The following is a 24,752-nucleotide window of genomic DNA, read 5'->3' as shown; positions in this document are numbered from 1 at the left end:
CAATTCGGGAGGCGTTGTGAAGCTCCTTCTCACATCCGGAGGCATTACGAACGAGAGCATCCGCGATGCGCTGGTCGACCTGCTGGGCAAGCCGATCTCGGAGTCTCGTGCGCTCTGTATCCCCACAGCGCAATGGGGCCACCCGATGCTCGGGCCCGCCTCGGTGCGAAGCGTCGTCGCCGCCGAGCCTCCGTTTCACATGCTGACCGGCCTGGGCTGGGCTTCCTTGGGCGTCCTGGAGCTCACCGCGCTGCCAAGCATCGGCGAGGAGCGGTGGGTGCCGTGGGTCCGAGAGGCCGACGTACTCCTGGTGGACGGCGGCGACGCGACGTACTTGTACCACTGGATGCAGCAGTCCGGGCTGTCGAATGTCATCTCGTCGCTACCTGAGACGGTCTGGGTAGGGCTCAGCGCCGGCAGCATGGTGATGACACCGCGGATCGGCAACGACCTCGTCAACTGGCCTTCTGCGCCGGACGACCGCGCACTCGGGGTCGTCGACTTCTCGATCTACCCGCACCTGGACCACGAGCAGATGCCGCAGAACGCCATGGCCGACGCGGAAAGATGGGCAGCCGACATCGCAGGCCCGGCCTACGCCATCGACGACCAAACCGCCATCAAAGTGACCCACGGCACCGTCGAGATCGTCTCCGAGGGACACTGGAAGGCCTTCCCCGCATAGCCGCCGACAGTCTCCCGATGCTCTTCTTGTGCGCCCCGGCTCGTTCTCTGATCGCTCGCCCGGGGATATCAGACGGAAGCAGGTCCGCGCGTGAGCGCCGCGGCAGTCTCGAAGGCCTTCCCCGCATAGCCGCCCAAGCCTCATCTCCTCTGCGGCCCGGCCAGTTCCCTCATCGCTCGCACGGGGATATCAGACGGAGACAGGGCGCGTAAGCGCCGCGGCAGTCTCGGCAGCGCCGACGGTGTCGGTCATCGTCCCGGTGGCGGCGTACTCATCCAGGATCCGGCGGCCTCCTGACCTCATGCTGGCGGACCGCCCATGGCACGCCGGCTCCCACGCGGGTGCCTCAGCGGCCCAGACTCCGCCTCGGCACTGTCGCCATCGCGGACGCTCGCGATTTGTTGAGAGGTGCTTTCCTGAGGCTGCTCGACGGAACCGCTCGGTGCTACTTGCCGCCGAAGGTCTCCATCAAGACCTGACGCTCAGCGTCGGTGAGGTTCGTGTCGATGAGCTTGCTGTGCATGCCATGGAAGCGTTCGCCAACCCGATCGAGATCACCTTCCTCAGTGACCGCGAAGAGGGCCGAGGTTCCGGGTGTGACCTCGGTGCGGATCTTGTGCAGCTGCTCCTTGGTGATCCCGGCATCTTGTGTCGACTTGCTGATAGCGCCGATCGCGGCTCCGGCGACGCCACCGATGACGGGCACGAAGAAGAGGGCACCGATGAGAACTCCCCACAAGGCCCCCCACCCGGTCCCACGCCAGGTTTCCTCATGGCTCTGCTTGGTGGTCGGATGCGCGTCGCCTTCGGGCCACGAGACCACCGCGTGGTCGAGGACCTTCACAAGCCCGTCTGCCTCACAGCCCTTCAAGATCGTGGCAGCGCCCTCAGCTCCACCCGGACTGTCGAACTTCCACACCGTAAAGGCGGTCATGGTGCCCTCCTCGCATTCAACCAACCCGAGCGCCGGTCAGCACGGTTGCTGCGCTGCTCTCGTCAGCTCACGACCGAGCGCCGCATGACCAACGCCCCTGCCGCACCCCCATCGTCGCCTCCACCAACCGCGACAACCTCACCCCACCGGGATGAATCTGACAGCCGACCAAGGAACGCGCCCTCGTCCCTGAAGGCGTGTCTTGAAGACGCAGAGAAACTTGAAGACGCAGAGAAACTTGTCAGGCGTGATGGGCCCGCAACGTGTCCTCCGGCGACAGATCCGCGACACTCGTCCGCCAACTGATCTGCGACAGTGCGAAAGCGCGGATCGCGGCAATCCGGACGTTTCCTGTAGAAGACTCGACTGGTGCGCTGCTTGGCGTAGCGGGTCGAGGCTGGGGTATGAAGGCCTCCATGGAACCAGAGAAGCGCCGTACCCGCGCCCGCATCTACGCCATCTCGACGCGGGTAGCGCGGAGTAGCGGGTCGCTCATCCTGCCTGTGCCCGTAGAAACAGTGGTTGGTGCGGTCGATGAGGTGTCCCACACCATGCAGCAGCCACGGCTGGTCAGCCTGTCTGCGTCCGGCGCGGAGTTCAATCGCGGAGCGAACCTTTGGACCTGAGGGTTGCGGATCAAGCTCGAATTTCGCCGGCTCCGCCCCTACCAGACGCTGATCCAGGCGCAGTGCGGCCCAAAAGTACGCACCACCATTGTGGATTGGGGGCAGGGAGCACGTGATCTCAGAACCCTGCTCGGAGCGATCGACCGGCAGATTTCGCCCGACCGCCGCGGTTGATGCGCACATTCCGCATGGCTGGGGCCGCCGCGTCGCCCGCTGGCATGCCTGGGAACTGCGGACCACCGCGCGTCGAGGACGACTTCGGCATCGCCAGCGATCGGACAACCTCGACACCTGCCCGCACCGATCCAAACCTGAGTCGGCAACTGTCGGGGTGATTGTTCCAGTTGGTCCGCCACCCCCTTGATGCGGCGGGTCGGCGATGGCGGGATTGACCTATTGCACCCAGGATTGACGGTCATCAGGCATCGGCCGGAGCTGCCGCCGGCCACTGTCGTGTCGATATCAGCCACCTACCCGCCAACCTCCAAATGGACAGGGCTTCCGGACGGCCACCAGGTCTGAGGACGCCGTTCGCACATCCCCACAAGCGAACGAAACGCGGCATGTCCGGAAGCGAATTGAGGCATCGTCATTGGCGTGAGCAGCTTCCTGGAACGGTATCGGGAGCGTCGGGAGCGAGCCCGGCGGCTCCGGCAGCTGGGCGTCTGTGCGGAGTGTCGTCATCCGTGGTGTGAGCATCCCGGCACTGGGAACGACTTCGAAGGCATGTGCGGCGAGTGTGCTTACGAGTTTGAGCACGACCAGCGTGAGTCCGCCGCCCCGGGATGCCGGCTCGCCTGCCCGCCACTGGATTAGGTGCACTCGTCGCGGCAGATGCGTGCAATTATGGCTCGGTGGGTTTGGTTCAGGTCGAGGCGATGCGATGGGTCGATGAGGACTCGTTTCCGCGTGTGCTCGAAGTTCGCCTCACGGATGTGGACGGCAAGGCGCACCTTATGGTCGACAAGGAGCCGGTCCTCAGCGCCGGGGACGTTGCCGTCCCTGGCCGTCTAGACATCGACTGCTCTATCGGCCGAGTTGATTGGGACCGTGTGACGGTCACCCTCGAGCACGGGGTCATGACTGCATCTGATCGATCCACGTTCGTGGTCTCGCGCAGCCTGGTCACGTTTGACGCCTGAGATCTGCACGCGGATCGCGGCAGATGAGTGCTTGTACCGCTAGCCGTTCTCCCGACCTGGTTGCGGTGCGCCGGCCAGAAAGGCCTCGTACGCTTCTCGCGCGTCGTCGTCGACGAGCGGCTGTTGGTTGGAGTAGCGGCTGTCTGTGCGGTCGCGCTTCGGGCCTGACATCCAGAACTCTTCTCCGGTGTCGACGTCGTAGAAGTTTGAGTCGAAGTTGGCGTTTGGGGTCCCGGTGACTCGGCGCAGGGTTCTCCCATGGACGTAGGCAGTCCGCCAGGTCCGAGTGAATCGGACGCGAGCGATCCAAGCCGGCCCACGATCGGTGGTGTATCCGGTCTTGAGCTGGAGGTACATGATCCGCTCTGGCACTCTCGGAGCGTAAGCCACGGGCAGGCGGGGCCGGTATGTTCTCGGCTGGCGGCCTGCCCCGGCGACCCGCAACGGTCGCACTGAGCGCGGCATGTCAGTGCGTTTGCTGCCTAGCGCGGCATGAAGCGCAGCATGGCATGCGCTCGCTGGCGCAGGTGGTCCTCGGGTTCGCCTGAGGGTGCTTGCCCATTGTCAACCTGGACGTCGTGTTGACGGCCGACGAGGCCGGATGGCCGGACCTCGACGCCAGCTCTCTCGGCGAGGGCAAGAACCGTGAGGACGAACCCGTCCATCATGGCGCGGAGAATCTGGTGGTTCGAGGATCCACGGTAGGTGAGGAGCGCCGCAGCGAACGTGCCGAATTGCTCGACATCGACTTCGCACTCGTCGGCCTCCATTGGCCCCACGCCGGATGCCAACGACAGTTCGTCTTCGAAGAGGCGGACCTGGGCGTGAAACACTCGGGAGACCCTTGATGACGGGTTCCACAGCACGTTGTCACGAGCCTGGTAGTACTGGCTCATCCGGCCGGCTCTTCGTTCACCCGAATGAGGATAGACGCATCGCCAGCGTCCTGCCTCCCTCGTTCGTCACGAGCTCGGATCGCGGCAGATACGGACGTTCGGGCGTCAGTCCGGAGCACGATCTGCATCGCCCAGCCATACGGCACGGTTTGGTGGCAGGTTGTCTATGACCGTCGTGATCGCCAGCTCGAGGTCGGTCGTACGGACAAGCTCAGGGCGCGGTTCGTCAGTCGCAGCCCACGATGCTTGGACGATGTACTCGTCCGGCCAGGCCGCGATGCAGGGTGAATCGAGGGTGTACGGGTAGGAGGAGCACCTGCTGAAGCACAGGCTGTTATGGCTGGTGAACGGAAACAGCGCGCGTAGCTCCGGAGTAGCGAACGCGGAGTCGATGACTGGGCGTAGCGCGTCACCGACCCAACTGTCGTCTCCGCCCCATAGCGAGCGCAGGGTCACCCATTCAGCCAGCATCGCCTCCTCCACCCTCTCAGTCACGGCGAACAGTGTTGCAGACGCGATCGCAATCAAGGCACGAACATCGGCACGGTCGCGCGTCGCTCTCGGCGGCAGATCCGAGAGTTTTGGCACAGAGAGTGCGTTTGTTGCCTAGCGCAGCTGGGCGGCATTCGGAGTGGGCAGAGACCAACCCCATGCGAGACTCGGTCCAGTGCCAGTCGCCCCCGCTGTGCCGGGTTCGCCATCAGCTGCTTGCGGTGCTGTCTTGATAGAACGGATAGAGGCGGAAGCCAGGCTTCTCGAAGTGAGGAAACGTTCGGTAGAAGTCGGTCGCGTCGTCCTGACTGAGCAGATCTATCCGCTCCCCGCCAGCGAGGCGCAGAGCCTCATTGTCCATGGCGCGCCCGATCCCCTCGCCGCGGTGAGTCTCGTCGACGACCATGTTGGCGAGGAACGCTTGTAATTCTCCATCGCTGAAGAGCTCGGCGAACCCAACGACATCCCCCTGGTCAAGTGCGACGACCGTGGTGACGCCTGGGGCCGTCAGCACACGCATGGCACGTGCCGGGTCGGGGGAACGACGGCTAGCCTTCACCGGTACAGAGTCGCAGTATCGCGTCGAGATGTGCGGACACGAACCGTGTGTACTCAGGCATTGGATCATCGTGTCACCCTCGCAACGGATACACGGCCTGCGTCAGCACGTCGCGGACTCGCGCCTGCGCGGGCCGTGCGCAACAGAAAGTCCGTCGCGATGGTAGCCCTCTGTTGCGTACCGTTCCGGGATGGAAATCGTAGTGACGCTCGACTGCATCGACATCGAAGCCCAAGCAGGGTTCTGGCTGAACGTCCTCCGACCGCTGGGGTATCGACGCGCCTTCGACGCACCGCCGTACCTCAGCCTGACCACGCCCAGCTCAGCACCAACGCTGCTATTGCAGGAAGTTCCGGAAGCCAAGCAGGGCAAGAATCGAATGCACCTTGACGTTCGAGTCGAGGACTTACCGGCCGAGGTGGAGCGACTGGAGCAGCTGGGCGCACGCCGACTCTCCACCGAACTCACCGAACATGGCTTCCGATGGTTCGTACTCGCCGACCCGGAAGGAAACGAGTTCTGCGTCTTCGTGCCACCGCCGACCTCAGGTTCGGCGAGATAGCCGAGTCCCCGACACTGACATCCGTCGCGCGCATACAGCGGCCAGCGGATCGAATGCTGACGTCGCACAACAGACTGCAGCCCAACATCCTGATCTAGGCAGATCCGTCCGTTGCCGGCTGCCTCTTAGTTGGTCGCCAGACGTCTAGCCTGTCGCACATCAGTTGGCGGACATGTGTCGCGCATCTGTTGGCGGATCACAGATGGGCCCGCGACGTGTCCTCCGGCGACAAGTCCGCGAGACTCTCCGCCAGCTGATCTCTGGCTGTCGGGAGCGCTGGACATCCGCGCCATGGATTGGAACTCGCGCCGAGTCGCGAAGGTAGGAACGTCAGCGGGTGCCGGTGTCTTCTGGTGCTCAGATGGGGAACGGCGACGATCATGATCGGGTACGACGAGGAGACCTGGGACCTGGCCGTATCCGTACCGCTGGGACTCGTCAATGACCTCGTCCGCCAGGTCGAGAGCCTCTAAGGCTTCATTGGCCGATCTGAGCTCCGACTAGGGCCTGATAGAGACCTCGTTGCCCCCGCACGGCGAAGCGTTGACCGGTCAGACGGGGTCGCTAAATGACACTGGCTTGCCGGTGGCGTGAGCGTACGCGATCTCCCGGCTCGTGGACTCGCCGATATACCCGCCAGGGTTGATCACCAGAACTCGGTCAGCCAGGTCAATCTTTCGCAGGTGGAGTGCGCCCAGCGCGGCCTTCTGCTCGTCGGTGATCTTGGCGTCTGTCTCGCGATCCTCGGGGCAGCTGAAGACGGCTGGTGCGACGACGATGACACCCGCGAGCGTCAGGCCACGGTTCGCCACGAGCATCTCTTCCGTGAACCGAGTAGAACCGCAGATGCACACAATCTCAGGTCGATCGGGCACGGCTCAGTCCTTCGGATCGAACGACACTGACATAACAGATAGCTGCACGAGCCAACAGCTTACGCAGCGGGATGGACATCACACGGCTGCACGTGAACCGCGGAGCGATCCGGGCCGCGAACATTCTCGCCCTTACCGCGCGCCGAGCGGTCGGCCTAGCGGTGCTGTGCACGGCCTGGTTCTCTGGTTGGCGCAGAAGGTACCTCCGTAGCACCCGTCGACGAGTTGGCCTCTGTACTCGCGGCCTGATCGGACGGCGCGTGCTCACACCCAGCCTGACGCAGTGACCACGGCCTTTGCTACGTCGGCCACCGGGCGATCGGTGGTCACCGTGAAGTCCTCCACCCCGGCCAGGTCGAGGATCTGCTCGAGTTCCAGCGAGCGCTGCAGGTGCCATCTGAGGCCGTCGTCGTCCCCACTCCCGTGGCGCTGGATGAGGCGCTGCCGGATGACCCCCAGATCCGCGGTCAACCTGCACACGACGAGGTCAACGCCGATCGCTTCGGCATACCGCGCCCGACCAGCTCGGTTCTCGACCACGCCGGCCAGCACCAGGCGCTCCGCGCCCGCGTCGAGGTAGTTGCGTGCCACGCTCCGAAGGTTGCGCAACTCCAAGGCGAAGTTGAACGGATCATCCGTTGTGCTGGGCCAGTAACGAGCCAGCCAGTCGAGGTCGATCACAGCGTGCGGAATCGCCTCTCCAGCAAGCAAATCCCCCACAGCCTCCGCCACCGAGGTCTTGCCCACCCCCACAGGCCCGGTGATCAGCAAAGCCCGCGGCGAACGATCCCGGTCAGCGCCCATAGGACGATCCTTCTTCGTCGTTTTGTGGATGACAAGTCACGTGCGCAATGGGCGTCGACGAGATCGTCCCCGATCTACTTGGGCTTCACCGAGGGCGGTACGGCGGACGACGGACGGGCCGCCGTGGTGGCGTTAAACTCGCCGGGCATGGGACTTCTCACCTTCAGCCTCAACGTCACCCTGGACGGTTGCGTCGACCACCAAGAGGGGATCGCCGACGACGAGACGCACGCCTACTTCACCCATCTCATGGACGAGGGCGGCGCAATGCTGTGGGGTCGCGTCACGTACGAGATGATGGAGACCTACTGGCCGGCCGTCGCCCGCGGCGACGAGGATGCGCCGCCGGCCATGCGCGAGTGGGCGGTCAAGCTGGAGGCCAAACCCAAGTACGTGGTGTCCTCGACGCGCAAAGACTTCCCGTGGGTCAACAGCCACCACATCGCCGGCGATCTGCGTGAGGGCGTGCAGAAACTCAAGGACGAGACTCCGTCCGGGGTCCTCCTCGGAAGCGGCAAGCTCGCAACGGAGCTCGATCGGCTGGACCTGATCGACGAGTACAAGCTGCTCGTCCACCCCATGATCGCCGGCCACGGCCCGACGCTGTACCAGGGAGGGCTGCCCAGCACGCGCCAACTCGAGCTTCTCTCGGCGGAGCCGCTGCACAACGGCGTGGTGGCCATGCACTACCGCCGCGCGCACTGAATCACAGGAGTCCATCGCGGCCAGCTCACCGGCAGCCCGGCGTCCTCCCCGCACTTGTCGCGCCGACCGACTCCTCGAAGGCAAAGAGCTCACGGACACTTAGCCCCCCGGCTCCTGCAAGAGGCCAGCCTCCCGAATGGAAGACCGGCCTCTGACCTGCGGTGGAGGGCCTGAGGCGTTACTCCAACCGCCCAGACGTACTCGATCCCATGTTCGAGGTGCTGCGGAAGATCCGAGAGGGGGATCTGCGGGACGAGCCGGGCGTGCAGTCGACGGGCCGTGGTCCTCGACCAGGGGATCTACTGGCTGACGCAGACGGGCTAAGGATGGCAAGGTCGTTCCAGACTGGCGTAGCCAAGCACAGGCTGCATTGGAGCGGCGAGGCGGCATCGATGCAGGGATCAGATACCGCCTCGCCGGACTGTGGGAGGAAGCGGTCAGGCCATCGTGATGACTCGGGCACCGGTTGCGGCCTCGAAGTAACCCTTGATACTCCCGGGAGATCCGAGGACTGCCAGGTGCAGCAGGCTTGGCAGGAGGACCACTTCGACCTCATCGCGAGTGACAGCCTGAAGCAGTCGCTCGAAGGCAGCCGGCCGCCGTGGGTCCTCTTCCACGAATGTGCCCGCCAACTCAATGCCGGAGTCCGCAGCGAACTGCGCCAGGCGCTCTTTTGTGCGGTTGACTTCGGAGATGCATACCAGAAGGTGTTCGCGCAGATAGGCGTAGGCGCGTGAGTGCGCGATCGGCTGGTGGAGGTCCTTGGGGCTGCAGCTGCAAGAGAGTGAGTAGCAGGCGCCGGATGCATGTATGCGTTGTTGACCACCGGGGCGGACCACCGTTGCCGTCATACCAATGACGTTACGAAGGTGCCACCGGCAACTACCAGGTTGTTGCGAACAGTTGCTACCCCAATTCGCCCTGGACGCGGATGATGAGACCGCGGGCGTCGCGACCGTAGACGGCCCAGCTGCGGAGATGCTCGAACATCGTGGCGTAGAGGTCGATCTCGTGAGGTTGGGAGACCTCGATGCTGGCAGTGGGCGTCTCTAGCTTCACGAGTGTGTCATCGAAGATCCAGAAGCCGGCTGAGCCGATGACATCGCGAACCGTCATCGACGGGATGATGCCGAGTGAGACGTTGGGCAGACTCATGATCGAGAGCAGGCGGTCGAGCTGGCCATGGAGGGTCTCGGTATCCCCGAGGGGTGTCCGCAGGCAAGCCTCCTCCAGGACCACCGAGAAGGTCTTGGCGCCGTCGTACAGGACGGATTGTCTTTCGAGCCGGGCGGCGACCGACTCGTCCAGGTCGTTGCGCACGCCGAGGAAGGTGAACCAGAACGGCAACATGGCTCGGATGTAGCCGGCCGTCTGGAAGAGCCCAGGAATGACATTGTGTTCGTAGATGCGGAATTGTGCGGTTCGCTGATACAGCGGAACCGGCGAGCGCATGAGCTGCTTGAGGCCGGTCCGGGTGCGATGCCGAAACTCCATGTACATCGACTCGATGGAGCGCGCTTGAGCGATCAGGTCGGCGACCTCGCCGTCGGCGGCGCAAACCGCGCACCAAGTGCGAATGTCGGCGTCGGTGGGTCGCTGGATGCCGTTCTCGATCTTGCTGATGCGCGTGAAGTGCCACGCGGTAGCACTGGCCAGCTCGCGAGCCGTCAGACCAGCATCGAGGCGTAGCGAGCGAAGGCGCAGGCCGAGAGCTTCCTGCGCCTTCTTGGCTGCACTATTCGGGCTGGTAGTCACGGTGTGGCACAGACAGAGCCCACACCCGTTCAAAGGCGGTGCGGCACAGCTCGGCGTCGGCTGGATCGGTAGAGAGGGTGAGAGCGGTGTTGAGACCGGAGCCGGCGTAGTGCAAGAAGACAACTTGCTCGTCATCGAGCACGTAGAAGTCGTTGCCAGGGATGCAGATCGACGACACCGAGCGGCGCGGCACCCAGCGGATATCCTCGCCTGCGTCGACCATCGGGCCAACCAGGCTATGAGCCCAGCGCTGGTAGTCGCTCAAGGGCTCCGAGACGATCTTGGCCCGCCGAACCGACCGACCTTGCTGCACGTGATCCCGGACCTTGTCGCACCAGCCTTGGAGCCAATCCAGGTCATCGGGCTCACCCGCCGCCCACCTGGCCATGTGTGGGAGTTCGGTCTCAGTGCCATAGGCATCGCGAGTCTCGAGGTGCACAGCACTGCGCTTGATCGAGGCCGTCAGGTCCTGGAACTGGCTGTAGGTGAGTTCCTGCACGATCCTCCTACTTGAAGAACGGGATCATCCGGTCGGGGATCTCGACGACAGTCTCGCCCTCGGGCACGTTGAGCTGGCTCAAGGCCTCAGGATCGGTGACGACCCAGCCTTGCACGACCCAGCTCCCGCGGTCGGTCTTGTAGAGGGTGGGCGAGTTGTCGGGGATGGAGTCTGGGTCACCGGCGACCAATGTGAGACGCATGTTGGTACTCCCCTGCGAGTGGTTGCGGTTGGTTCTCGGTGATTACCCTCCGCTTGCGCACAGTTGCGGTCAAGGGATGTTGCGAGAAGTTGCGACGTCAGTTCTATCCTCATCTGCGCAACACAGATGAGGATAGAAACAGCCAAACGGATGCGCTCAGCGCTCCGCGACTGCGAGACGGACGGCCTAACGCTTACTCAGATCCAAGCGCAATGAAAGCCGATCGGCTACAGCAAGCACGCTCTCCACCAACACGACAGTTGGGAGTCGAAGCGTACGACGGGGAGGTTCGGTCGCGAGCTGCGTTGGACCCCCAGACCCTGCGCGTAGCCTCGGCTCAGGTCGTGCAGGTCACGCTACGAGTCTGACCGGCGATCTCGGGAGCGGTGTGAGATTGCCTCTAGCCCGAGTAACTCGGCGGGTAGAGCGGCGGCATCCCTCAGGCACTGGAGACCCCAGCCTCCCGATTTGCCTCCCCGTCAAAGAACAAAGGCCCTTCCACGTGGGGGAGGACCTCTGACCTGCGGTGGAGCTTAGGGGATTCGAACCCCTGACCTCTTCCATGCCATTCACACCCTGCCGCCAGGCGGCAGGGTGTGCTCGCCTAGCCGCCGTCCATCAACGTCCGTGATCGTCCAATGCTGTGCCGCCCCGTTGTCACTCAATTAGTCACTCAGCACCGGCGTTCGCGGGCTCTCATCAAGGATGTCTGGGTTTGGTGCACTGCGGTGCCGACAGACCTGTCGGCCTGCCACCGGCTAGTGAGCCATTCGTACGCCTCGATGCGGTGGTCGTCCTCGATTGTCGTGTGATCTTCGTCGGTGAAGGACGCCTCGATTCCAGGCACGAGTTGCGCGATCCGTTGGCCGTGCACGAGCGGCATGTTCCGGTCCCGCGCCCCATGCCAGAGCCTTACTGGCACGTGAATGCCGGTAAGGTCGAATCCCCAGGGCTCGATGAGCGACACCCAATCGTCCCACCAGCCCTGGTCGCCGTTGCCCAGGCTCTCGCGCACGTCCGCAGCGAGGTACTCGGCCACCTCTCGGCTGTGCGCCACATCCTGCTCCGCACGGTCGCCCCAGCGCTCCAGCCAGCCCTCCGGGTCCGAGAACCTAGCCAGCATCGACTCCGCGTCCTGCCGCCAGTTCGCCCGCGCGGTCTCCCGATCGGTGAAGTACCGCTCCAGCTCCGCGCGTGCCCCATCCGACCAGCCCTCGGCATAGTCGAAATCCTCCGGCGCGTACGGCGCGGGCGACGCGAACACGCAGGCCGCGACCACCCGTGCGGGCATCATCGCGGCACACGCGAGCGCGTACGGCCCGCCGCCGGAGAACCCCCAGACTGCGAACCGCTCCAGCCCCAACCGGTCCGCGACCATCCCGGTCTCCACCGCCGTGTCCGCGACCGTCCGCCCCGGCACCGCAGGCCGCGACCCGTACCCCGGCCTGTCGAAGCTCACCAAACGAAGCCCAGACCGCGAGGCGACCTCCGCGCCCGCGCCGAACAGCAACCGAGATCCCGGACTCCCCGGATGCACCACCACCGCCAGCCCGTCCACCGGGCCGCCGTCCTCGACCACGATCTCGCCTCGGTCCGTCTCAAGCACGTGCGTACGTATCTCCACCATGGCGCATTGGTAGCAGCCAGGGCGGGCAGGTGGCGACCGTTTGGGCGGTCGGCGGGAGACGCTTTATCGGCCGGTACAGACCGAGGGCGCCGAAGCGATGGACGAGATCCTGCCTCGAAACCGGTAGTCACTCAGGTCACAGAAGCGGCCGGTGTCCCGAGTGGGAACCAGCCTCTGACCTGCGGTGGAGCTTAGGGGATTCGAACCCCTGACCTCTTCCATGCCATGGAAGCGCGCTACCAACTGCGCCAAAGCCCCGCGGTGTCTTGCGACTCCGGAAGTTTAGCGGATGGGGGGCGGCAAAGAAAAATCGGTTGGCTCGTGGGGCTGGTGAGGTGTGCGACAGCCCTGTTGCCCTCCTTTGAGAGGCTGGTGGCACGCTTGTTCACCGCTGTCTGTACGCCGCGCGGACAGTGCCTGGCACCATGCTCTGCCCGCCGACGGCCTGACAATTGCACTATTTGAAGGCAGCGTCGCCTGGTGTCGCACCATGCCTTTCAGACCGCATCCCGAACAGCACTCCGCGACGGTGCAGTCGCAGCCGAACACGCCCGACGCCGGCGAAGCCGGCCGATAGGGCAGTCGCCGCGGAGCGGTGTCCTTTGGGCTGTTGCGCGGCGTACACCAGCTACTTCTGAGGATCGTCGCTCATGACTGGTTCGGGGAGGGAGCCGGCGTTCCATTCTTCGATTCGGTAGCCTCGGCGGCCGTTGAGGAGGGAGACCCAGTTGCAGTTGGCCAGGCCTCCGAAAGCGGGCCAGTTGGGCTGGGGGATGCCGAGGAACAGGCAGATGCCGACGCGGCCTGCGAGGCCGTGGGTGGCGATGACGATGGTGTCTTCGGAGGTGCCTTCCTCCGAGATGCGTTTGAGGGCGCCGCTGAAGCGGGCCGCGACTTCTTCGACGGTTTCGCCGTTGGTGCCGCGGCGTTGGGGTTCGCCGCTCTGGATGCGAGCGGCAGCTTCGGGGTTGATGGCGGCGAGTTCGGCCGAGGTGAGGCCGGCCCAGTCGTCGACGTCGATCTCGCGGAGCGCTTCGTCGTACTCGATCTTGAGGCCGGTCAGGGCGGCGAGCTCACCGGCGGTGGCGACCGCGCGTTGGAGGTCGCTGGCGAAGAGTCGCGTCGGTGCCAGGGCGGCCAGGCGGGCGGCGGCGGAGCGGGCCTGGGACAGGCCGACCGAATCCAGTGGGATGTCGGCCTGGCCCTGGATCTTGTCCTGCAGGTTCCACTCCGTCCGGCCGTGGCGCCAGACGATCAGTCTCCCCGCGGTCATTCGGCGCCGGGGAGTGCCGAGCCAGGCACGGGCGACGGCAAAGCGATGACCGGGCAGTCGCGCCAGAGCCGCTCGAGGGAGTAGAACGCGCGCTCCTCGTCGTGCTGGACGTGGATGACGATCTCGAGATAGTCGAGCAGCACCCAGCGGCCCTCGCGAGCGCCCTCGCGGCGTACCGGTTTGGCGTCGAAGTCGACCCGAAGCTTCTCCTCGATCGCGTCCACGATCGCGCGGACCTGGCGGTCGTTGGAGGCGGAGGCGACCAGGAACGCGTCGGTGATGGCGAGCTGCTCGGACACGTCGAAGGCGAGGACGTTCTCGGCCTTCTTGTCGTGGGCTGCTTCGGCAGCCGCGGTCAGCAGCTCGATGGCGCGTTCACTGGCAGACATACAGGTCCTAACGGTTGGTGTAGAGCTCACGCTTGGCGATGTACTGGACGATCCCGTCCGGCACCAGGTACCAGGTCGGGTTGCCCTTGGCGACCCGGGCGCGGCACTCGGTCGACGAGATCGCCAGCGCCGGCACCTCGAGCAGGGTGATCCGGTCCATCGGCAGCTGGTCGAGCGGCAGCTCGAGGCTTTCGGTCCCCGGCCGGGTGCAGCCGACGAACTGGGCGAGCTTGAACATCTCGTCCACGTCCCGCCAGGTGAGGATCTGGGCGAGCGCGTCGGCGCCGGTGATGAAGAACAGCTCGGCGTCCGGGTACAGCCTGGACAGGTCGCGCAGGGTGTCGATCGTGTACGTCGGACCCGGCCGGTCGATGTCGACCCGGCTGACCGAGAAGCGCGGGTTCGACGCCGTCGCGATCACGGTCATCAGGTACCGGTCCTCGGCCGGGGAGACCTTCTTGTCCGACTTCTGCCACGGCTGGCCGGTCGGAACGAAGATCACCTCGTCGAGATCGAAGTACGCCTGCACTTCGCTGGCCGCGACAAGGTGGCCATGATGGATCGGGTCGAAAGTGCCACCCATCACACCGATGCGTCGTACCCGCTCCACAGAAGCCACGTCAGCCCTTCAAGCAGCCGCCTAGCTGTGCGGCCGGCCCTTACCCATGATGACGGTGACGAGCAGCAGCAGGAGGAGCACGAACAGCGCGAACCCGCCAAACCACCACTTCGAGATGTGTGACGCCTCGACGGCGGCCGATTCGATGGCCGCCACCTGCGGCACGAGGATCGAGAACATGATGCGAAGCCTATCTCGTGACCGCCCGGACAACAGCGACCGGTGGCCCAGGCGGGTACCGGTCGCGTGAAATAGGTCAGCTGTGGCGGACGTGACGGGTCAGCAGCCGGCGCCAGGCAGACGGTACGGCGTGGGCGCGGCGGGCCCGCGCTGCGACGCGGTGCCGCTCGTCGATGTGGGCACGGGCAACTTCGGGGGTGATCATGTTTCCTTCACTGGGTTGGTGCGGCGGAGCTGGGGCGGACTGGCCCCAGTACCTCAAATTGTACGGTTTGAACTACGTTGTCACAAACGAATTAAAGGTCTGAAACATTCCAGACCTTAGAATCTGTGGTGAACAGGAGGCGTCATGGACGCGATCGATCGGCAGCTGATCGAGGCGCTCCGGCTGAACGGCCGCTCCAGCTGGGCCGAGCTCGGCCGCGAGGTGGGCCTGTCCGGTCCGAGCGTCCAGGAGCGGGTACGTCGGCTCGAGGAGCGCGGCGTGCTTCTCGGGTACCGCGCGGTGGTCGCGCCGGATCAGGTCGGACTCGGCACGAGCGCCCTGATCGGGCTGTTCCAGCGTGACGACGTCGAGACCGATGACATCGTCGAGCAGGTCCGGGACATCGTCGCGGTCGAGGACTGCTGGTTCGTGGCCGGCGACCAGGAGCTCGTGGTCAAGGTCCGGGTCGCGGACGTCACGCAGCTCGAGGCGGTCGTCGGCTCGCTGCGGCGCGTCAACGGTGTGGTCAGGACACGGACGACGGTCGTCCTCTCGACCCGCTGGGAGGGCCGGCCGGCTCCGCTCCCCGATCAGCCGACCTGACCTGCGACTGGACGACGGCGGCTACAACCGCGAGCGCGGCCGCGACCGGGAAGAGCGCTCCCGGGACGTGCTGGTACGCCGACCCGCCGAGCGCCGGCGCCAGGAACATGCCGCTGATCGAGGCGGCGGCGTACAGGCTGGAGTACCGGCCGACCATCCCCTCCGGCGCCGCATCGGCAACATGCGCGGTGGCGGTCGGTTTGTAGAGCATCTCCCCCACCGTGATCACGACGATCGCCAGCGCCGCGCCGACGAGCGCCGGCCACACGCCCAGGATCGCGAGCCCCGCGCCAACCAGCGCGAAGCCGATGGCGATGACCCGGTTCGCGCGGTGGCCGCGGAGCCGTACGGCGAGCGGCGCCTCGAGGAGCACGATCACGACGGAGCTGACACCTATGAGTACGCCGTACGCGACGGCCGGCGTACCGGCATCGCGGAGCAGGAGCGGCATGGTCGCGAAGATCTGGCGGTAGACGGTGTCGACTACCACGATCGTGGCGAGCAGCACGAGTACCGAGCGGTCGCGGGCCAGCGCCTTCCACAGACCGTGCACGCGGACCGACGCCGTACGGCGGGCCGCCGGCACGAAGCGCCAGATGACGGCGGCCATGACGAGGCTGGTCACGGCGTCGACCAGGAAGACCAGCGAGAAGTTGTACGCCGCCAGCAGTCCGCCCAGCGGCGGGCCGATCGTGAAGCCGGCGTTGCTCGCCGTCCGGGACAAAGCGATGCCCTCGCGACGGCGCTCGACCGGGAGCGCGGTTGCGACCAGAGCGCTGAGGTTCGGACGGCTCGCACCACCGCACAGCCCGGCGAGCGCGGCGACGACGCCGATCCAGGACGTGCCGACCAGGGGCATCGCGCAACAGGTGACGACCCAGGCGAGTTGGCTGGCGACTGCCGCCGTCCGCAGGCCGAAGCGGTCACCGAACCACCCGCCGCCGAGGTTGCCGCCGAGCAGTCCGATGCCGTACGCCGCTGCCGCGAATCCGGCCTGTTGCGCCGACATGCCGCGATCCTCGACCAGGTAGAGGGTCAGGTAGATCCAGGCGAGCGCGCCGGCGGAGCTGACGAGTTGGCCGACCATGACGGCCTTGAGCCAGGTGGGCAGGTCCGCGATCCGGCGCCAGTACATGCTTGCCCTCCTGTAGTAAGTTCCTAACAGGAACTTACTCGGACGGCTAGCGTGGTGGCAACCGGAATCGAAGGAGTACGTCGTGCGGCGGAGCACCTTCTCGCCTGAGCCGGACTGTGCGATCGCGCAGTCCCTCAGTGTCATCGGCGACGGCTGGGAGCTGCTGGTCGTCCGCGATCTGGCGCGTGGGTTGGAGCGGTTCGACCAGCTCGCCGAGTCGCTGCACATCTCCCGGAAGGTGCTGACCGAGCGGCTGAACGGTCTGCTCGAGAGCGGGATCGTCTCGCGGTCGGCGTACCAGGAGCGGCCGACTCGGTATGCGTACCAGCTGACCGAGCGCGGGCGGGCGTTGCTGCCGGTGCTCGTCGCGCTGCAGGACTGGGGCGATCGGTGGCTGCTCGGCGATGGGTCTCTGAGTGGTACCAACTCGGAGGACGAGCCGCCGGCGCATCGCTTGCACGAGCTGGTGGGTCAGCGGGTCCCGTACGTCGCTCTGCCGTCGATCACCGGTACGACGGTTGATGTGGTGGACGCGGATGCGCGGGCGACCGTGCTGTTCGGGTATCCGGCGACCGGGCGGCCGACTCCCCTGCCGGACGGCTGGAACGAGATCGCCGGGGCCAGCGGGTGCACGCTGGAGAACCGGTTGTTCGCGGGTCGGTACGACGAGTTTGCTGCTCGCGGGATCGCCGTGCGCGGGGTGAGCACGCAGCGGACCGACGAGCAGCAGGCGTTCGCGCGGGCGGAGGAGATTCCCCACCTGCTGCTGTCGGACCTCGACCTGGAGCTGGTGGCGGCGTTGCGGTTGCCGACCTTCCGTGCGGGTGGGTACGAGCGATTGAAGCGGGTCGTGCTGGTGATCGGCGCCGATCGGGTCGTCAAGGCTGTGCGGTATCCGGTGGTTGATATCGCAGATGCCGTCGAGTGGGCGCTCACGACTGCTTGAAGAACGCCTTCACCTCTTCGGCGATCCGCCGTACGGCCTCCGGCTTGCCGGTGGGGTTGACGCCGCCGGGGTCTGACGACGAGCCGTGGTCGTAGCCGTCGAACTCGATGCGGCGGCAGTGCGGAAGGACCTTCTCGAGGGTGGCGCGGCCGGACTTGAGACCGGCAAGGCCCTTGGTGCCGCCCATGAGCAGTACGTCGGCGGCGACGGTGCGGAAGTTGTCGAAGGTGCCGCCGAGCTCGGCGACGATCGTGCCTTCGGCGTGGATCGTGGGGGCGAGCCGGCGCATGGTGATGGCATCGGCGGGAGCCTGACGCTCCTCCTTGGCCATCATCTTCTCGGTCATCCGGCGGAGCAGGCCGCGGGGTATGACCTTGAGGAACGCCGGGGCCATCTCGAAGCCGAACATGCTGGTGACCATCCCGCCGGCGAGGTCGCCGCGGGCGATCTCCTGGTCGAAGCGGGTCAGCCACTCGCGATGCGGGGCGCCGTCGGCGACGATCGCGGGCTCGTAGAGCGCGATGTGCTGCAGCGGCAGGGTGCGGGCGGCTTCGAGGACGACCGCTCCCCCGGCGCTGACGCCGAACGCGCGGTCCGCGCCGGCCGCGGCGAGGACGGCTTCGAGGTCCTCGACCTCGGTGCGGACCGTGTGGCCGGCGCGGTGCGGTCCTGAGAGGCCGCGACCGCGGCGATCCGGGAGGTAAACGGTGAAGTCTGACGCCAGCGCTTCCGCGAGGAGCGTGTGGCTGCGGGCGGACTCCATGCTGCCGTGCAGCACGACCACGGCGGGACCTTGGCCGGTCTTGTAGTAGCCGATCTCGGTGCCGTCGCGGGAGGTCACGGTGCCCTGGGTGAGTTCTGCGGTCTTCATGGATCGATAGTTACATGGGATCTAGTTACATTGCAACTAGTTTCTTTGCCCCCTATGCTGGGGGCGTGACTTTTCGACGCTCACCGCTCGCACTCGCGATCCTCGGCCTGCTGGAGAACGGGCCGATGCATCCGTACGGGATTCAGCGGCTGATCAAGCAGTGGGGCAAGGACCAGGTCGTCAACGTCGGCCAGCGGACCAGCCTGTACCGCATGATCGTGCGGCTCGAGGAGGCCGGGCTGCTCACGGCCGGCGCGACCGAGCAGGACGAGCGCTATCCGGAGCGGACGGTCTACCACCTGACCGACGAGGGACGGAGAGTCTGCCGGGAGTGGCTGGCGGACATCCTGACGACACCGCGGAACGAGTTCCCGGAGTTCCCGGCGGGGTTGTCGTTCGTGATGCTGGTGACGCCGGAGACGGCGGGTGAGCTGCTCAGCCAGCGCCGGGAGTCGCTGACCAAGCGCATCGCCGAGCTGCAACTGGAGCTGCGGTCCGAGGTGGACGGTCAGCCGATCCCCCGGTTCGCGCTGCTGGAGACGGAGTATCAGGTCGCTGTTGCCGTCGCCGAGGCCAAGTGGATCGACGGCGTCCTGCACGACCTTCGCACCGGCAAACTGACGTGGACACCAGGCCCGGTGTGACGGACGACATCAGCCAGAACGCTCTGCCGGCGGGGGTCGAGGTGTGGTGGGCGCGGGTTGGCGGGGCTCGGGATGCCTTTGCGCGGGATCTGGATCCGGTCGAGCGAGAGCGGTTGGCGGCGTACCTGCGGGATGAGGACAAGGCGCGCTTCTTGCTGGGGGTGACGATCACGCGGCGGGTGCTCGGGGCCCGGTTTTCGTTGCTGCCAGCAAGGATTCGGTTGGATCGGACGTGCTCCGAGTGTGGGAAGCCGCATGGGAAGGTCCGGGCGGACGGCGTGGAGTTGTCGGTGACGCATTCGGGCGAGTTCGTCGGGGTGGCGTTCTCGGATCAGCCGGTGGGGCTTGATGTCGAGAAGGTTGATCCGGGGATGGATGTTGACGGCGTGGCTCGGATTGCGCTGAGCGCGGAGGAAGCGCGGGAACTTGAGCGGTACGACGGGATCGCGAAGGCGCGGGCGTTCACGACGTACTGGACGCGGAAGGAAGCTGTGCTGAAGGCGACCGGGGTCGGCTTGCGCGGAGAGCTACGGGCGACGGTGCCGACCGGGATTCAGGTGCAGGAGCTCGAGGTGGGCGCGGATCACCGGGCAGCTCTGGCCGTGGTGAGCGCAGAGCCGCCGGTCGTGCGGGTCCAGGACGCGACGCCACTGCTGAGCTGACCTGTGGCGCGATCAGCCCGGCTTCAGGTGCGGATCTGGCCGTCGCCGATGACGATGTACTTCGTCGATGTCATCTCCGGCAGACCCATCGGCCCGCGGGCGTGAAGTTTCTGGGTGGAGATGCCGATCTCGGCGCCGAAGCCGAACTCGCCGCCGTCGGTGAAGCGCGTGCTCGCATTGACGACGACCGCCGCGGAGTCGACCGCCTGGGTGAAGCGGCGGGCCGCGGACTGCGAGCGGGTGATGATCGCCTCGGTGTGACCCGAGCTGTAGCGGCGGATGTGCTGCACCGCGTCCTCGAGCGAATCCACCACCGCGGCCGACAGGTCGAGCGAGTTGTACTCCGTGCCGAAGTCCTCCTCGGTTGCCGCGACAACATCCTTGCCAGCAGCAACTACCGCAGGATCACCGTGAACCGTCACGCCGGCCTCGGCCAGGGCAGGCAGAGCACGCGCGAGGAACTCGTCCGCAACCGCGGAATGGACCAGCAGCGACTCAGCCGCGTTGCAGACGCTCGGCCGTTGAGTCTTCGAGTTCAGCAGGATCTCGAGCCCGAGGTCCAGATCGGCATCCGCGTCGATGTACACGTGGCAGTTCCCCACGCCCGTCTCGATCACCGGCACCGACGACTCGCCGACGACGGTCTGGATCAGGCCGGCACCACCACGAGGGATCAGTACGTCGACCAGCCCGCGCGCCTGCATGAGCTCCTTCACGGCAGCGCGATCCGTCGCCACACCCTGGATCACATCGGCCGGCAGCCCGCATGCCTCGGCGGCGCCCCGCAGTACGGCGATGATCGCCGCGTTGGACTCCGCAGCGGACGACGAGCCACGCAGCAGTACGGCGTTGCCGGACTTCAGGCAGATGCCCGCAGCGTCGGCGGTCACGTTCGGCCGGGCCTCGTAGATGATGCCGACCACGCCGAACGGCACCCGGATCTGGCGGAGCTCGAGCCCGTTCGGCAGCGTGTACCCGCGGACCACTTCGCCGACGGGGTCAGTCAGCCCGGCGAGCTGCTCCAGCCCGGTCGCCATCCCGTCGACGCGGGCCGGGTTGAGCGCCAACCGGTCGACCGTGGACTCCGGCGTACCCGCCTCGCGCGCCGCAGCGACGTCGACAGCGTTTGCCGCGGCGATCGCGTCCGTGTTCTCGCGCAACGCCGCCGCCATCGCGTGCAGCGCCGCATCCTTCGTCGCCCGGGACGCGTCAGCCAAGGCGTACGACGCCTCGCGCGCCCGCCGCGCCAGCTCGATGATCTCGCTCACTCGCTCATCCTAGATCCGTTGCTCCGGTTGATAACCCGTCGTCTCAACCTCGGAAGACCTGTTCACAGCAGTACCAGGTCGTCGCGGTGGACGACCTCGCGTTCGTACGCCGCGCCCAGTTCGCGAGCCAGGTCTCGGGTGGAGCGGCCGAGGAGGCCGGGGAGTTCGCTGGCGTCGTAGTTGACCAGGCCGCGAGCGATGACGACGCCCGACGGTGAGACCAGGTCGACCGGGTCGCCGGCCGAGAAAGTGCCTTCTACTGCAGAGATTCCGGCCGGGAGGAGGGAGGCGCGGCGCTGGGTGACCGCGCGGACGGCCCCCTCGTCCAGACGCAGTACGCCCTGGCCTGAGGTCGCGTGGGCCAGCCACAGCAGCCGGGTCTTGCGGCGGCGGCCGGTGGGGTGGAAGAGAGTGCCGACCTTTTCCCCGCGCAAAGCCTCGCCGACGCGCCCGGCCGAGGTCAGGATGACCGGAATCCCCGCCTCTGTGGCGATTGCGGCCGCCTCGACCTTGGTCTGCATGCCACCGGTGCCGACGCCGGACGACCCGGTCTTGCCGATCGCGAGCGGCTCCAGATCAGCGGCACCGCGGATCTCGGTGACCATCGACGTCCCAGGTTTGCGCGGATCACCGTCGTACAGGCCGTCAACGTCGGACAGCAGCAGCAACAGGTCGGCGTGGACCAGATGACTGGTCAGAGCGGCGAGCCGGTCGTTATCGCCGAAGCGGATCTCGGTGGTCGCGACGGTGTCGTTCTCGTTCACGATCGGTACGACGCCCAGCTCGAGCAGCCGCGCGAACGTACGGTACGCGTTGCGGTAATGACTGCGACGCGTCACGTCGTCGACGGTCAGCAGCACCTGCCCCACCCGCAGCCCGTGCGCCGCGAACGCATCGCTGTAGCGGGCCATCAACAGGCCCTGCCCGACCGATGCAGCAGCCTGCTGCGTGGCCAGGTCCCGCGGTCGCGACCGCAAACCCATCGGGGCCAGGCCGGCGGCGATCGCGCCGGACGAGACGAGCACGACCTCGGCCCCCTCCACCCGTCGCGCCGAGACGGCGTCGACGAGCAGCCGGAGCCGTTCGAGGTCGATCTTGCCGCGCTGGGTCAGCGATGACGAGCCGACCTTCACGACGATTCGCGTGGCCGCAAGGACCTCCGCGCGAGCGTCCATCAGAAGTCCTGATCTGTGCTTTCTGCCGCCGCTTCGAGCTCGCGCGCTTCCTTGCGCGCCAGCTTCTCCGCCTTCACCGCTGCTCGTTTCGCCTCGGCCGGGGACAAGTCGACCTCGTCCTCGCCCCATTCCTGCTTGTAATCGGTCCGAACACCCTTGTTGGCGTGGTACTCGGTGTCCTTCTCCCGCCGCCGCTGAGCCGCCGGGCGGTCCTCCTCGAGCCGGTGGTCCTCACCGCGCCGGGCCAGGATCTCCGCACCGGCCAGGACGTCGGGCGCGAAGTCGAACACGATCGCGTTCGGTCCGTCGCCGATCATCACCGCGTCGCCGGAAACCGCACCCAGCTTCAGCAGCTCGTCCTCGACGCCGAGCCGGTTCAGCCGGTCGGCCAGGTACCCGGTCGCCTCCGCGTTCGCGAAGTCGGTCTGCCGGACCCAGCGCTCGGGCTTGTCGCCCTGCACCAGCCAGCCGGCGTCGTCCGGCAGCTTCTTCACCTTGAACTCAGGACCACCCTGCACGTGCGGCCGGATCACGATCCGCGTGGTGTCGGGCTTCTCCTCTTCCGCGCGACGCCGTACGACGATGTCGGCCATCGCGAACTTCAGGGCCTCAAGCCCCTCGTGCGAAGCGGTCGAGATCGGGAACACGCGCAGGCCGCGCTGCTCGAGCTCGGCCTGGACCATGTCGGCGATCTCGCGCGCGTCGGGTACGTCGATCTTGTTCAGGGCAACGAGCCGCGGCCGGTCCTCAAGGCCGCCGTGCGCCTGTAGCTCGGCCTCGATCGTGTCGAGGTCGCTGAGCGGGTCACGGCCCGGCTCGTACGTCGCGCAGTCGATGACGTGTACGAGCGCCGCACACCGCTCGACGTGCCGCAGGAAGTCGTGCCCGAGCCCACGCCCCTCGCTCGCACCCTCGATCAGACCCGGTACGTCGGCAACAGTGAACGTGACGTCACCGGCAACGACGACGCCGAGGTTCGGGATGAGGGTGGTGAACGGGTAATCGGCGATCTTCGGCCGGGCGCGGCTGATCGCGGCCACGAGCGACGACTTGCCCGCACTGGGGAAGCCGACCAGGCCGATGTCAGCGACGACCTTCAGCTCGAGGACGAGTGTGCGCTCCTCGCCGTCCTCACCCAGCAAGGCGAATCCAGGCGCCTTGCGCGTGCTGCTGGCCAGCGCGGCGTTGCCCAGACCACCCTTGCCGCCTTGGGCAGCAACGAATTCCGCGCCGGGGCCGACGAGGTCCGCGAGCACGACGCCGTCCGGCGTGCTGATGACTGTGCCGTCGGGGACCGGCAGGATGACGTCGCCGCCGTTGCTGCCGGACTGGTGATCGCCCTTGCCCTGGGCACCGTTCGTGGCGGTGCGGTGGCTGGAGCGGTGGTAGTCGACGAGCGTGGTCACGTCGGGGTCGACGCGCAGGATCACGCTGCCGCCGTCACCGCCGTTCCCGCCGTCGGGACCGCCGAGGGGCTTGAACTTCTCCCGGTGCACCGAGGCGCAGCCGTTTCCGCCGCGGCCCGCGGCGACATTCACCGTCACGCGGTCGACGAAGCTGGGGATTGCCATCGGTGTTGCGCCTACTTCCTTTGATATCTGCCGATCAGCCCGCCGACTCCAGCGGGCGTCTCAGGGGTCAACCCCTGAGTCTGCCGGTTGCGGAGCAAGGTTCTCGGTCCGCAACCGGCCATCTCGGGGGTTGACCCCTGAGACGTCCTTCGGTACAGCAAAAGGGCGGGTGCGCGGTATTCCGCGACCCGCCCTTTTCAGAGCTTGCAGTACGTCCGGGTGGCGGTGTTACTCCGCCGGGGCCGGGACGATGTTGACGACGCGGCGACCGCGCCGGGTGCCGAACTCCACGTGGCCCTCGGCCAGCGCGAACAGCGTGTCGTCGCCGCCACGACCGACCAGGTTGCCCGGGTGGAAGTGCGTGCCACGCTGACGGACGATGATCTCGCCGGCGTTGACCAGCTGACCGCCGTACCGCTTCACGCCGAGGCGCTGCGCGTTGGAGTCACGACCGTTGCGGGTCGAGGCCGCTCCCTTTTTGTGTGCCATTTGGTAATCAGCTCACTTCTTCGCGTCGATCGCGGTGACCTTGACCTGGGTGTAGTGCTGACGGTGCCCCTGGCGCTTACGGTAACCGGTCTTGTTCTTGTACTTCATGATGGTGATCTTCGGGCCCTTGGAGCGGCCGAGAACCTCAGCCGAAACGGCCACCTTGGCCAGCGCCGCAGAGTCGGTCGTCACGGTGTCGCCATCGACGACGAGGACCGCCGGAAGGGACACAGTGTCGCCCACCTTGTCCGTCAGGCTGTCGATCTCGATGACATCGCCGACGGCGACCTTCTGCTGGGTGCCGCCACTGCGCACGATCGCGTACACCGTGGATCTCACTCTCTGCTGGTTCGGAAAAC

The 24,752-nt window shown here is 66.4% G+C and carries 32 protein-coding genes and 1 tRNA gene; 8 read left to right on the top strand and 25 right to left on the bottom strand.

Annotation, left to right across the window (positions count from 1 at the left end; all coding sequences use genetic code 11):
• The first annotated feature begins 16 nt into the window (after positions 1 to 16).
• A complete protein-coding gene (locus tag AB0J62_RS07850; protein ID WP_363865607.1) occupies positions 17 to 685 on the top strand; it encodes a Type 1 glutamine amidotransferase-like domain-containing protein in 669 nt (222 codons plus the stop codon).
• Between the two features lie 445 nt (positions 686 to 1,130).
• Here the strand turns inward: AB0J62_RS07850 and AB0J62_RS07845 are convergent, their stop codons facing one another.
• Positions 1,131 to 1,619 carry a DUF1269 domain-containing protein gene (locus tag AB0J62_RS07845; protein WP_363865605.1) on the bottom strand — a complete coding sequence of 163 codons (489 nt, stop codon included), beginning with the start codon at positions 1,617 to 1,619 and terminating at the stop codon, positions 1,131 to 1,133.
• Between the two features lie 1,480 nt (positions 1,620 to 3,099).
• On the opposite strand from AB0J62_RS07845, the gene AB0J62_RS07840 reads away from it, so the two are divergent.
• Positions 3,100 to 3,387, top strand: a complete 288-nt coding sequence (locus AB0J62_RS07840) for a hypothetical protein (protein WP_363865603.1) — start codon at positions 3,100 to 3,102, stop codon at positions 3,385 to 3,387.
• A 39-nt stretch (positions 3,388 to 3,426) separates the two neighbouring features.
• Here AB0J62_RS07840 and AB0J62_RS07835 read toward each other — a convergent pair whose 3' ends face one another.
• The 4 genes from AB0J62_RS07835 to AB0J62_RS07820 form a co-directional block, all read right to left on the bottom strand.
• Positions 3,427 to 3,759, bottom strand: coding sequence for a hypothetical protein (locus AB0J62_RS07835; RefSeq protein ID WP_363865601.1), 333 nt, complete (start codon positions 3,757 to 3,759; stop codon positions 3,427 to 3,429).
• A gap of 110 nt (positions 3,760 to 3,869) precedes the next feature.
• Positions 3,870 to 4,283 (bottom strand): DUF6086 family protein, encoded by a 414-nt coding sequence (locus AB0J62_RS07830; protein ID WP_363865599.1) that lies wholly within the window; start codon positions 4,281 to 4,283, stop codon positions 3,870 to 3,872.
• A 105-nt stretch (positions 4,284 to 4,388) separates the two neighbouring features.
• On the bottom strand, positions 4,389 to 4,778 hold the full coding sequence (locus AB0J62_RS07825; protein ID WP_363865597.1) for a DUF6193 family natural product biosynthesis protein: 390 nt from the start codon (positions 4,776 to 4,778) through the stop codon (positions 4,389 to 4,391).
• A gap of 205 nt (positions 4,779 to 4,983) precedes the next feature.
• The gene (locus tag AB0J62_RS07820) at positions 4,984 to 5,295 is read right to left on the bottom strand and encodes a GNAT family N-acetyltransferase (RefSeq protein WP_363865595.1); all 312 of its coding nucleotides are present in this window, start codon (positions 5,293 to 5,295) and stop codon (positions 4,984 to 4,986) included.
• 229 nt (positions 5,296 to 5,524) lie between these two features.
• On the opposite strand from AB0J62_RS07820, the gene AB0J62_RS07815 reads away from it, so the two are divergent.
• Complete coding sequence (locus tag AB0J62_RS07815) at positions 5,525 to 5,896, top strand: VOC family protein (RefSeq protein ID WP_363865593.1); 372 nt, start codon at positions 5,525 to 5,527, stop codon at positions 5,894 to 5,896.
• A 551-nt stretch (positions 5,897 to 6,447) separates the two neighbouring features.
• On the opposite strand, the gene AB0J62_RS07810 is transcribed toward AB0J62_RS07815, so the two are convergent.
• Together AB0J62_RS07810 and AB0J62_RS07805 are read right to left on the bottom strand one after the other, a co-directional pair.
• On the bottom strand, positions 6,448 to 6,714 hold the full coding sequence (locus tag AB0J62_RS07810) for a hypothetical protein (RefSeq protein ID WP_363867712.1): 267 nt from the start codon (positions 6,712 to 6,714) through the stop codon (positions 6,448 to 6,450).
• 321 nt (positions 6,715 to 7,035) lie between these two features.
• Complete coding sequence (locus AB0J62_RS07805; RefSeq protein ID WP_363865591.1) at positions 7,036 to 7,575, bottom strand: hypothetical protein; 540 nt, start codon at positions 7,573 to 7,575, stop codon at positions 7,036 to 7,038.
• A gap of 147 nt (positions 7,576 to 7,722) precedes the next feature.
• Here AB0J62_RS07805 and AB0J62_RS07800 point away from each other — a divergent pair, with 147 nt between their 5' ends.
• On the top strand, positions 7,723 to 8,280 hold the full coding sequence (locus AB0J62_RS07800; RefSeq protein WP_363865589.1) for a dihydrofolate reductase family protein: 558 nt from the start codon (positions 7,723 to 7,725) through the stop codon (positions 8,278 to 8,280).
• Positions 8,281 to 8,717: 437 nt separating this feature from the next.
• Here AB0J62_RS07800 and AB0J62_RS07795 read toward each other — a convergent pair whose 3' ends face one another.
• From AB0J62_RS07795 to AB0J62_RS07745, 11 genes are all read right to left on the bottom strand, one after another.
• Entirely contained in the window at positions 8,718 to 9,131 is a 414-nt protein-coding gene (locus tag AB0J62_RS07795; RefSeq protein WP_363865587.1) for a hypothetical protein, read from the bottom strand.
• Between the two features lie 55 nt (positions 9,132 to 9,186).
• Complete coding sequence (locus AB0J62_RS07790; protein ID WP_363865585.1) at positions 9,187 to 10,035, bottom strand: helix-turn-helix transcriptional regulator; 849 nt, start codon at positions 10,033 to 10,035, stop codon at positions 9,187 to 9,189.
• Positions 10,016 to 10,534, bottom strand: a complete 519-nt coding sequence (locus AB0J62_RS07785; RefSeq protein ID WP_363865583.1) for a DUF6879 family protein — start codon at positions 10,532 to 10,534, stop codon at positions 10,016 to 10,018. The genes AB0J62_RS07790 and AB0J62_RS07785 overlap by 20 nt, the downstream gene beginning before the upstream one ends.
• 7 nt (positions 10,535 to 10,541) lie before the next feature.
• The gene (locus tag AB0J62_RS07780) at positions 10,542 to 10,736 is read right to left on the bottom strand and encodes a hypothetical protein (RefSeq protein WP_131459272.1); all 195 of its coding nucleotides are present in this window, start codon (positions 10,734 to 10,736) and stop codon (positions 10,542 to 10,544) included.
• A 673-nt stretch (positions 10,737 to 11,409) separates the two neighbouring features.
• Positions 11,410 to 12,363, bottom strand: coding sequence for an alpha/beta hydrolase (locus AB0J62_RS07775; protein WP_363865580.1), 954 nt, complete (start codon positions 12,361 to 12,363; stop codon positions 11,410 to 11,412).
• Between the two features lie 185 nt (positions 12,364 to 12,548).
• A tRNA-Ala gene (locus AB0J62_RS07770) sits at positions 12,549 to 12,621 on the bottom strand.
• A 370-nt stretch (positions 12,622 to 12,991) separates the two neighbouring features.
• The gene (locus tag AB0J62_RS07765; RefSeq protein WP_363865578.1) at positions 12,992 to 13,636 is read right to left on the bottom strand and encodes a histidine phosphatase family protein; all 645 of its coding nucleotides are present in this window, start codon (positions 13,634 to 13,636) and stop codon (positions 12,992 to 12,994) included.
• The gene (gene rsfS, locus AB0J62_RS07760) at positions 13,633 to 14,025 is read right to left on the bottom strand and encodes a ribosome silencing factor (RefSeq protein WP_350850393.1); all 393 of its coding nucleotides are present in this window, start codon (positions 14,023 to 14,025) and stop codon (positions 13,633 to 13,635) included. The genes AB0J62_RS07765 and rsfS overlap by 4 nt, the downstream gene beginning before the upstream one ends.
• Before the next feature lie 7 nt (positions 14,026 to 14,032).
• Entirely contained in the window at positions 14,033 to 14,644 is a 612-nt protein-coding gene (gene nadD / locus AB0J62_RS07755) for a nicotinate-nucleotide adenylyltransferase (RefSeq protein ID WP_130438946.1), read from the bottom strand.
• 21 nt (positions 14,645 to 14,665) lie between these two features.
• Positions 14,666 to 14,824: a hypothetical protein gene (locus tag AB0J62_RS07750; protein ID WP_363865575.1), complete on the bottom strand. Its 159-nt coding sequence runs from the start codon at positions 14,822 to 14,824 to the stop codon at positions 14,666 to 14,668.
• 76 nt (positions 14,825 to 14,900) lie between these two features.
• A complete protein-coding gene (locus AB0J62_RS07745) occupies positions 14,901 to 15,029 on the bottom strand; it encodes a hypothetical protein (RefSeq protein WP_363865573.1) in 129 nt (42 codons plus the stop codon).
• Positions 15,030 to 15,173: 144 nt separating this feature from the next.
• Here AB0J62_RS07745 and AB0J62_RS07740 point away from each other — a divergent pair, with 144 nt between their 5' ends.
• Positions 15,174 to 15,632, top strand: coding sequence for an Lrp/AsnC family transcriptional regulator (locus tag AB0J62_RS07740; RefSeq protein WP_134097109.1), 459 nt, complete (start codon positions 15,174 to 15,176; stop codon positions 15,630 to 15,632).
• Here the strand turns inward: AB0J62_RS07740 and AB0J62_RS07735 are convergent.
• The gene (locus AB0J62_RS07735) at positions 15,556 to 16,767 is read right to left on the bottom strand and encodes an MFS transporter (RefSeq protein WP_363865571.1); all 1,212 of its coding nucleotides are present in this window, start codon (positions 16,765 to 16,767) and stop codon (positions 15,556 to 15,558) included. The genes AB0J62_RS07740 and AB0J62_RS07735 overlap by 77 nt on opposite strands.
• A gap of 82 nt (positions 16,768 to 16,849) precedes the next feature.
• Between AB0J62_RS07735 and AB0J62_RS07730 the strand changes: the two genes are divergently transcribed.
• Positions 16,850 to 17,713: a winged helix-turn-helix transcriptional regulator gene (locus AB0J62_RS07730; RefSeq protein WP_363865569.1), complete on the top strand. Its 864-nt coding sequence runs from the start codon at positions 16,850 to 16,852 to the stop codon at positions 17,711 to 17,713.
• Here AB0J62_RS07730 and AB0J62_RS07725 read toward each other — a convergent pair.
• A complete protein-coding gene (locus AB0J62_RS07725; protein WP_363865567.1) occupies positions 17,700 to 18,584 on the bottom strand; it encodes an alpha/beta hydrolase in 885 nt (294 codons plus the stop codon). The two genes, AB0J62_RS07730 and AB0J62_RS07725, sit on opposite strands and share 14 nt — an antisense overlap.
• A 65-nt stretch (positions 18,585 to 18,649) precedes the next feature.
• On the opposite strand from AB0J62_RS07725, the gene AB0J62_RS07720 reads away from it, so the two are divergent.
• Both AB0J62_RS07720 and AB0J62_RS07715 read left to right on the top strand, forming a co-directional pair.
• A complete protein-coding gene (locus AB0J62_RS07720; RefSeq protein ID WP_363865565.1) occupies positions 18,650 to 19,228 on the top strand; it encodes a PadR family transcriptional regulator in 579 nt (192 codons plus the stop codon).
• Complete coding sequence (locus AB0J62_RS07715) at positions 19,225 to 19,890, top strand: 4'-phosphopantetheinyl transferase superfamily protein (RefSeq protein ID WP_363865563.1); 666 nt, start codon at positions 19,225 to 19,227, stop codon at positions 19,888 to 19,890. Before AB0J62_RS07720 ends, AB0J62_RS07715 begins: the two co-directional genes overlap by 4 nt.
• Before the next feature lie 23 nt (positions 19,891 to 19,913).
• On the opposite strand, the gene AB0J62_RS07710 is transcribed toward AB0J62_RS07715, so the two are convergent.
• From AB0J62_RS07710 to rplU, 5 genes are all read right to left on the bottom strand, one after another.
• Complete coding sequence (locus AB0J62_RS07710; protein WP_363865561.1) at positions 19,914 to 21,158, bottom strand: glutamate-5-semialdehyde dehydrogenase; 1,245 nt, start codon at positions 21,156 to 21,158, stop codon at positions 19,914 to 19,916.
• A 62-nt stretch (positions 21,159 to 21,220) separates the two neighbouring features.
• Positions 21,221 to 22,333 (bottom strand): glutamate 5-kinase, encoded by a 1,113-nt coding sequence (proB, locus tag AB0J62_RS07705; RefSeq protein ID WP_363865559.1) that lies wholly within the window; start codon positions 22,331 to 22,333, stop codon positions 21,221 to 21,223.
• The gene (gene obgE, locus AB0J62_RS07700; protein ID WP_363865557.1) at positions 22,333 to 23,904 is read right to left on the bottom strand and encodes a GTPase ObgE; all 1,572 of its coding nucleotides are present in this window, start codon (positions 23,902 to 23,904) and stop codon (positions 22,333 to 22,335) included. Before obgE ends, proB begins: the two co-directional genes overlap by 1 nt.
• A 228-nt stretch (positions 23,905 to 24,132) precedes the next feature.
• On the bottom strand, positions 24,133 to 24,393 hold the full coding sequence (rpmA, locus tag AB0J62_RS07695; RefSeq protein ID WP_130381076.1) for a 50S ribosomal protein L27: 261 nt from the start codon (positions 24,391 to 24,393) through the stop codon (positions 24,133 to 24,135).
• Positions 24,394 to 24,405: 12 nt separating this feature from the next.
• Positions 24,406 to 24,720, bottom strand: a complete 315-nt coding sequence (rplU, locus tag AB0J62_RS07690) for a 50S ribosomal protein L21 (protein WP_134103758.1) — start codon at positions 24,718 to 24,720, stop codon at positions 24,406 to 24,408.
• Positions 24,721 to 24,752: the final 32 nt, after the last annotated feature.

Origin of the sequence: Kribbella sp. NPDC049584, assembly GCF_040675555.1 — a bacterium.
Taxonomy (GTDB): domain Bacteria; phylum Actinomycetota; class Actinomycetes; order Propionibacteriales; family Kribbellaceae; genus Kribbella.
The sequence above is the reverse complement of the archived record's forward strand: the minus strand, read 5'-3'. Positions and strand labels throughout refer to the sequence as shown.

Coding starts and splice junctions, on each gene's coding strand:
- AB0J62_RS07810 (WP_363867712.1), bottom strand. CDS start 6,714: ATGCTCGTGGCGAACCGTGGCCTGACGCTCGCGGGTGTCATCGTCGTC.
- AB0J62_RS07845 (WP_363865605.1), bottom strand. CDS start 1,619: ATGACCGCCTTTACGGTGTGGAAGTTCGACAGTCCGGGTGGAGCTGAG.
- AB0J62_RS07740 (WP_134097109.1), top strand. CDS start 15,174: ATGGACGCGATCGATCGGCAGCTGATCGAGGCGCTCCGGCTGAACGGC.
- AB0J62_RS07725 (WP_363865567.1), bottom strand. CDS start 18,584: ATGAAGACCGCAGAACTCACCCAGGGCACCGTGACCTCCCGCGACGGC.
- rpmA (WP_130381076.1), bottom strand. CDS start 24,393: ATGGCACACAAAAAGGGAGCGGCCTCGACCCGCAACGGTCGTGACTCC.
- AB0J62_RS07820 (WP_363865595.1), bottom strand. CDS start 5,295: ATGCGTGTGCTGACGGCCCCAGGCGTCACCACGGTCGTCGCACTTGAC.
- rsfS (WP_350850393.1), bottom strand. CDS start 14,025: ATGTCTGCCAGTGAACGCGCCATCGAGCTGCTGACCGCGGCTGCCGAA.
- AB0J62_RS07780 (WP_131459272.1), bottom strand. CDS start 10,736: ATGCGTCTCACATTGGTCGCCGGTGACCCAGACTCCATCCCCGACAAC.
- proB (WP_363865559.1), bottom strand. CDS start 22,333: ATGGACGCTCGCGCGGAGGTCCTTGCGGCCACGCGAATCGTCGTGAAG.
- AB0J62_RS07805 (WP_363865591.1), bottom strand. CDS start 7,575: ATGGGCGCTGACCGGGATCGTTCGCCGCGGGCTTTGCTGATCACCGGG.
- AB0J62_RS07775 (WP_363865580.1), bottom strand. CDS start 12,363: ATGGTGGAGATACGTACGCACGTGCTTGAGACGGACCGAGGCGAGATC.
- AB0J62_RS07795 (WP_363865587.1), bottom strand. CDS start 9,131: ATGACGGCAACGGTGGTCCGCCCCGGTGGTCAACAACGCATACATGCA.
- AB0J62_RS07800 (WP_363865589.1), top strand. CDS start 7,723: ATGGGACTTCTCACCTTCAGCCTCAACGTCACCCTGGACGGTTGCGTC.
- AB0J62_RS07765 (WP_363865578.1), bottom strand. CDS start 13,636: ATGACCGCGGGGAGACTGATCGTCTGGCGCCACGGCCGGACGGAGTGG.
- AB0J62_RS07745 (WP_363865573.1), bottom strand. CDS start 15,029: ATGATCACCCCCGAAGTTGCCCGTGCCCACATCGACGAGCGGCACCGC.
- AB0J62_RS07750 (WP_363865575.1), bottom strand. CDS start 14,824: ATGTTCTCGATCCTCGTGCCGCAGGTGGCGGCCATCGAATCGGCCGCC.
- AB0J62_RS07735 (WP_363865571.1), bottom strand. CDS start 16,767: ATGTACTGGCGCCGGATCGCGGACCTGCCCACCTGGCTCAAGGCCGTC.
- obgE (WP_363865557.1), bottom strand. CDS start 23,904: ATGGCAATCCCCAGCTTCGTCGACCGCGTGACGGTGAATGTCGCCGCG.
- AB0J62_RS07830 (WP_363865599.1), bottom strand. CDS start 4,283: ATGAGCCAGTACTACCAGGCTCGTGACAACGTGCTGTGGAACCCGTCA.
- AB0J62_RS07815 (WP_363865593.1), top strand. CDS start 5,525: ATGGAAATCGTAGTGACGCTCGACTGCATCGACATCGAAGCCCAAGCA.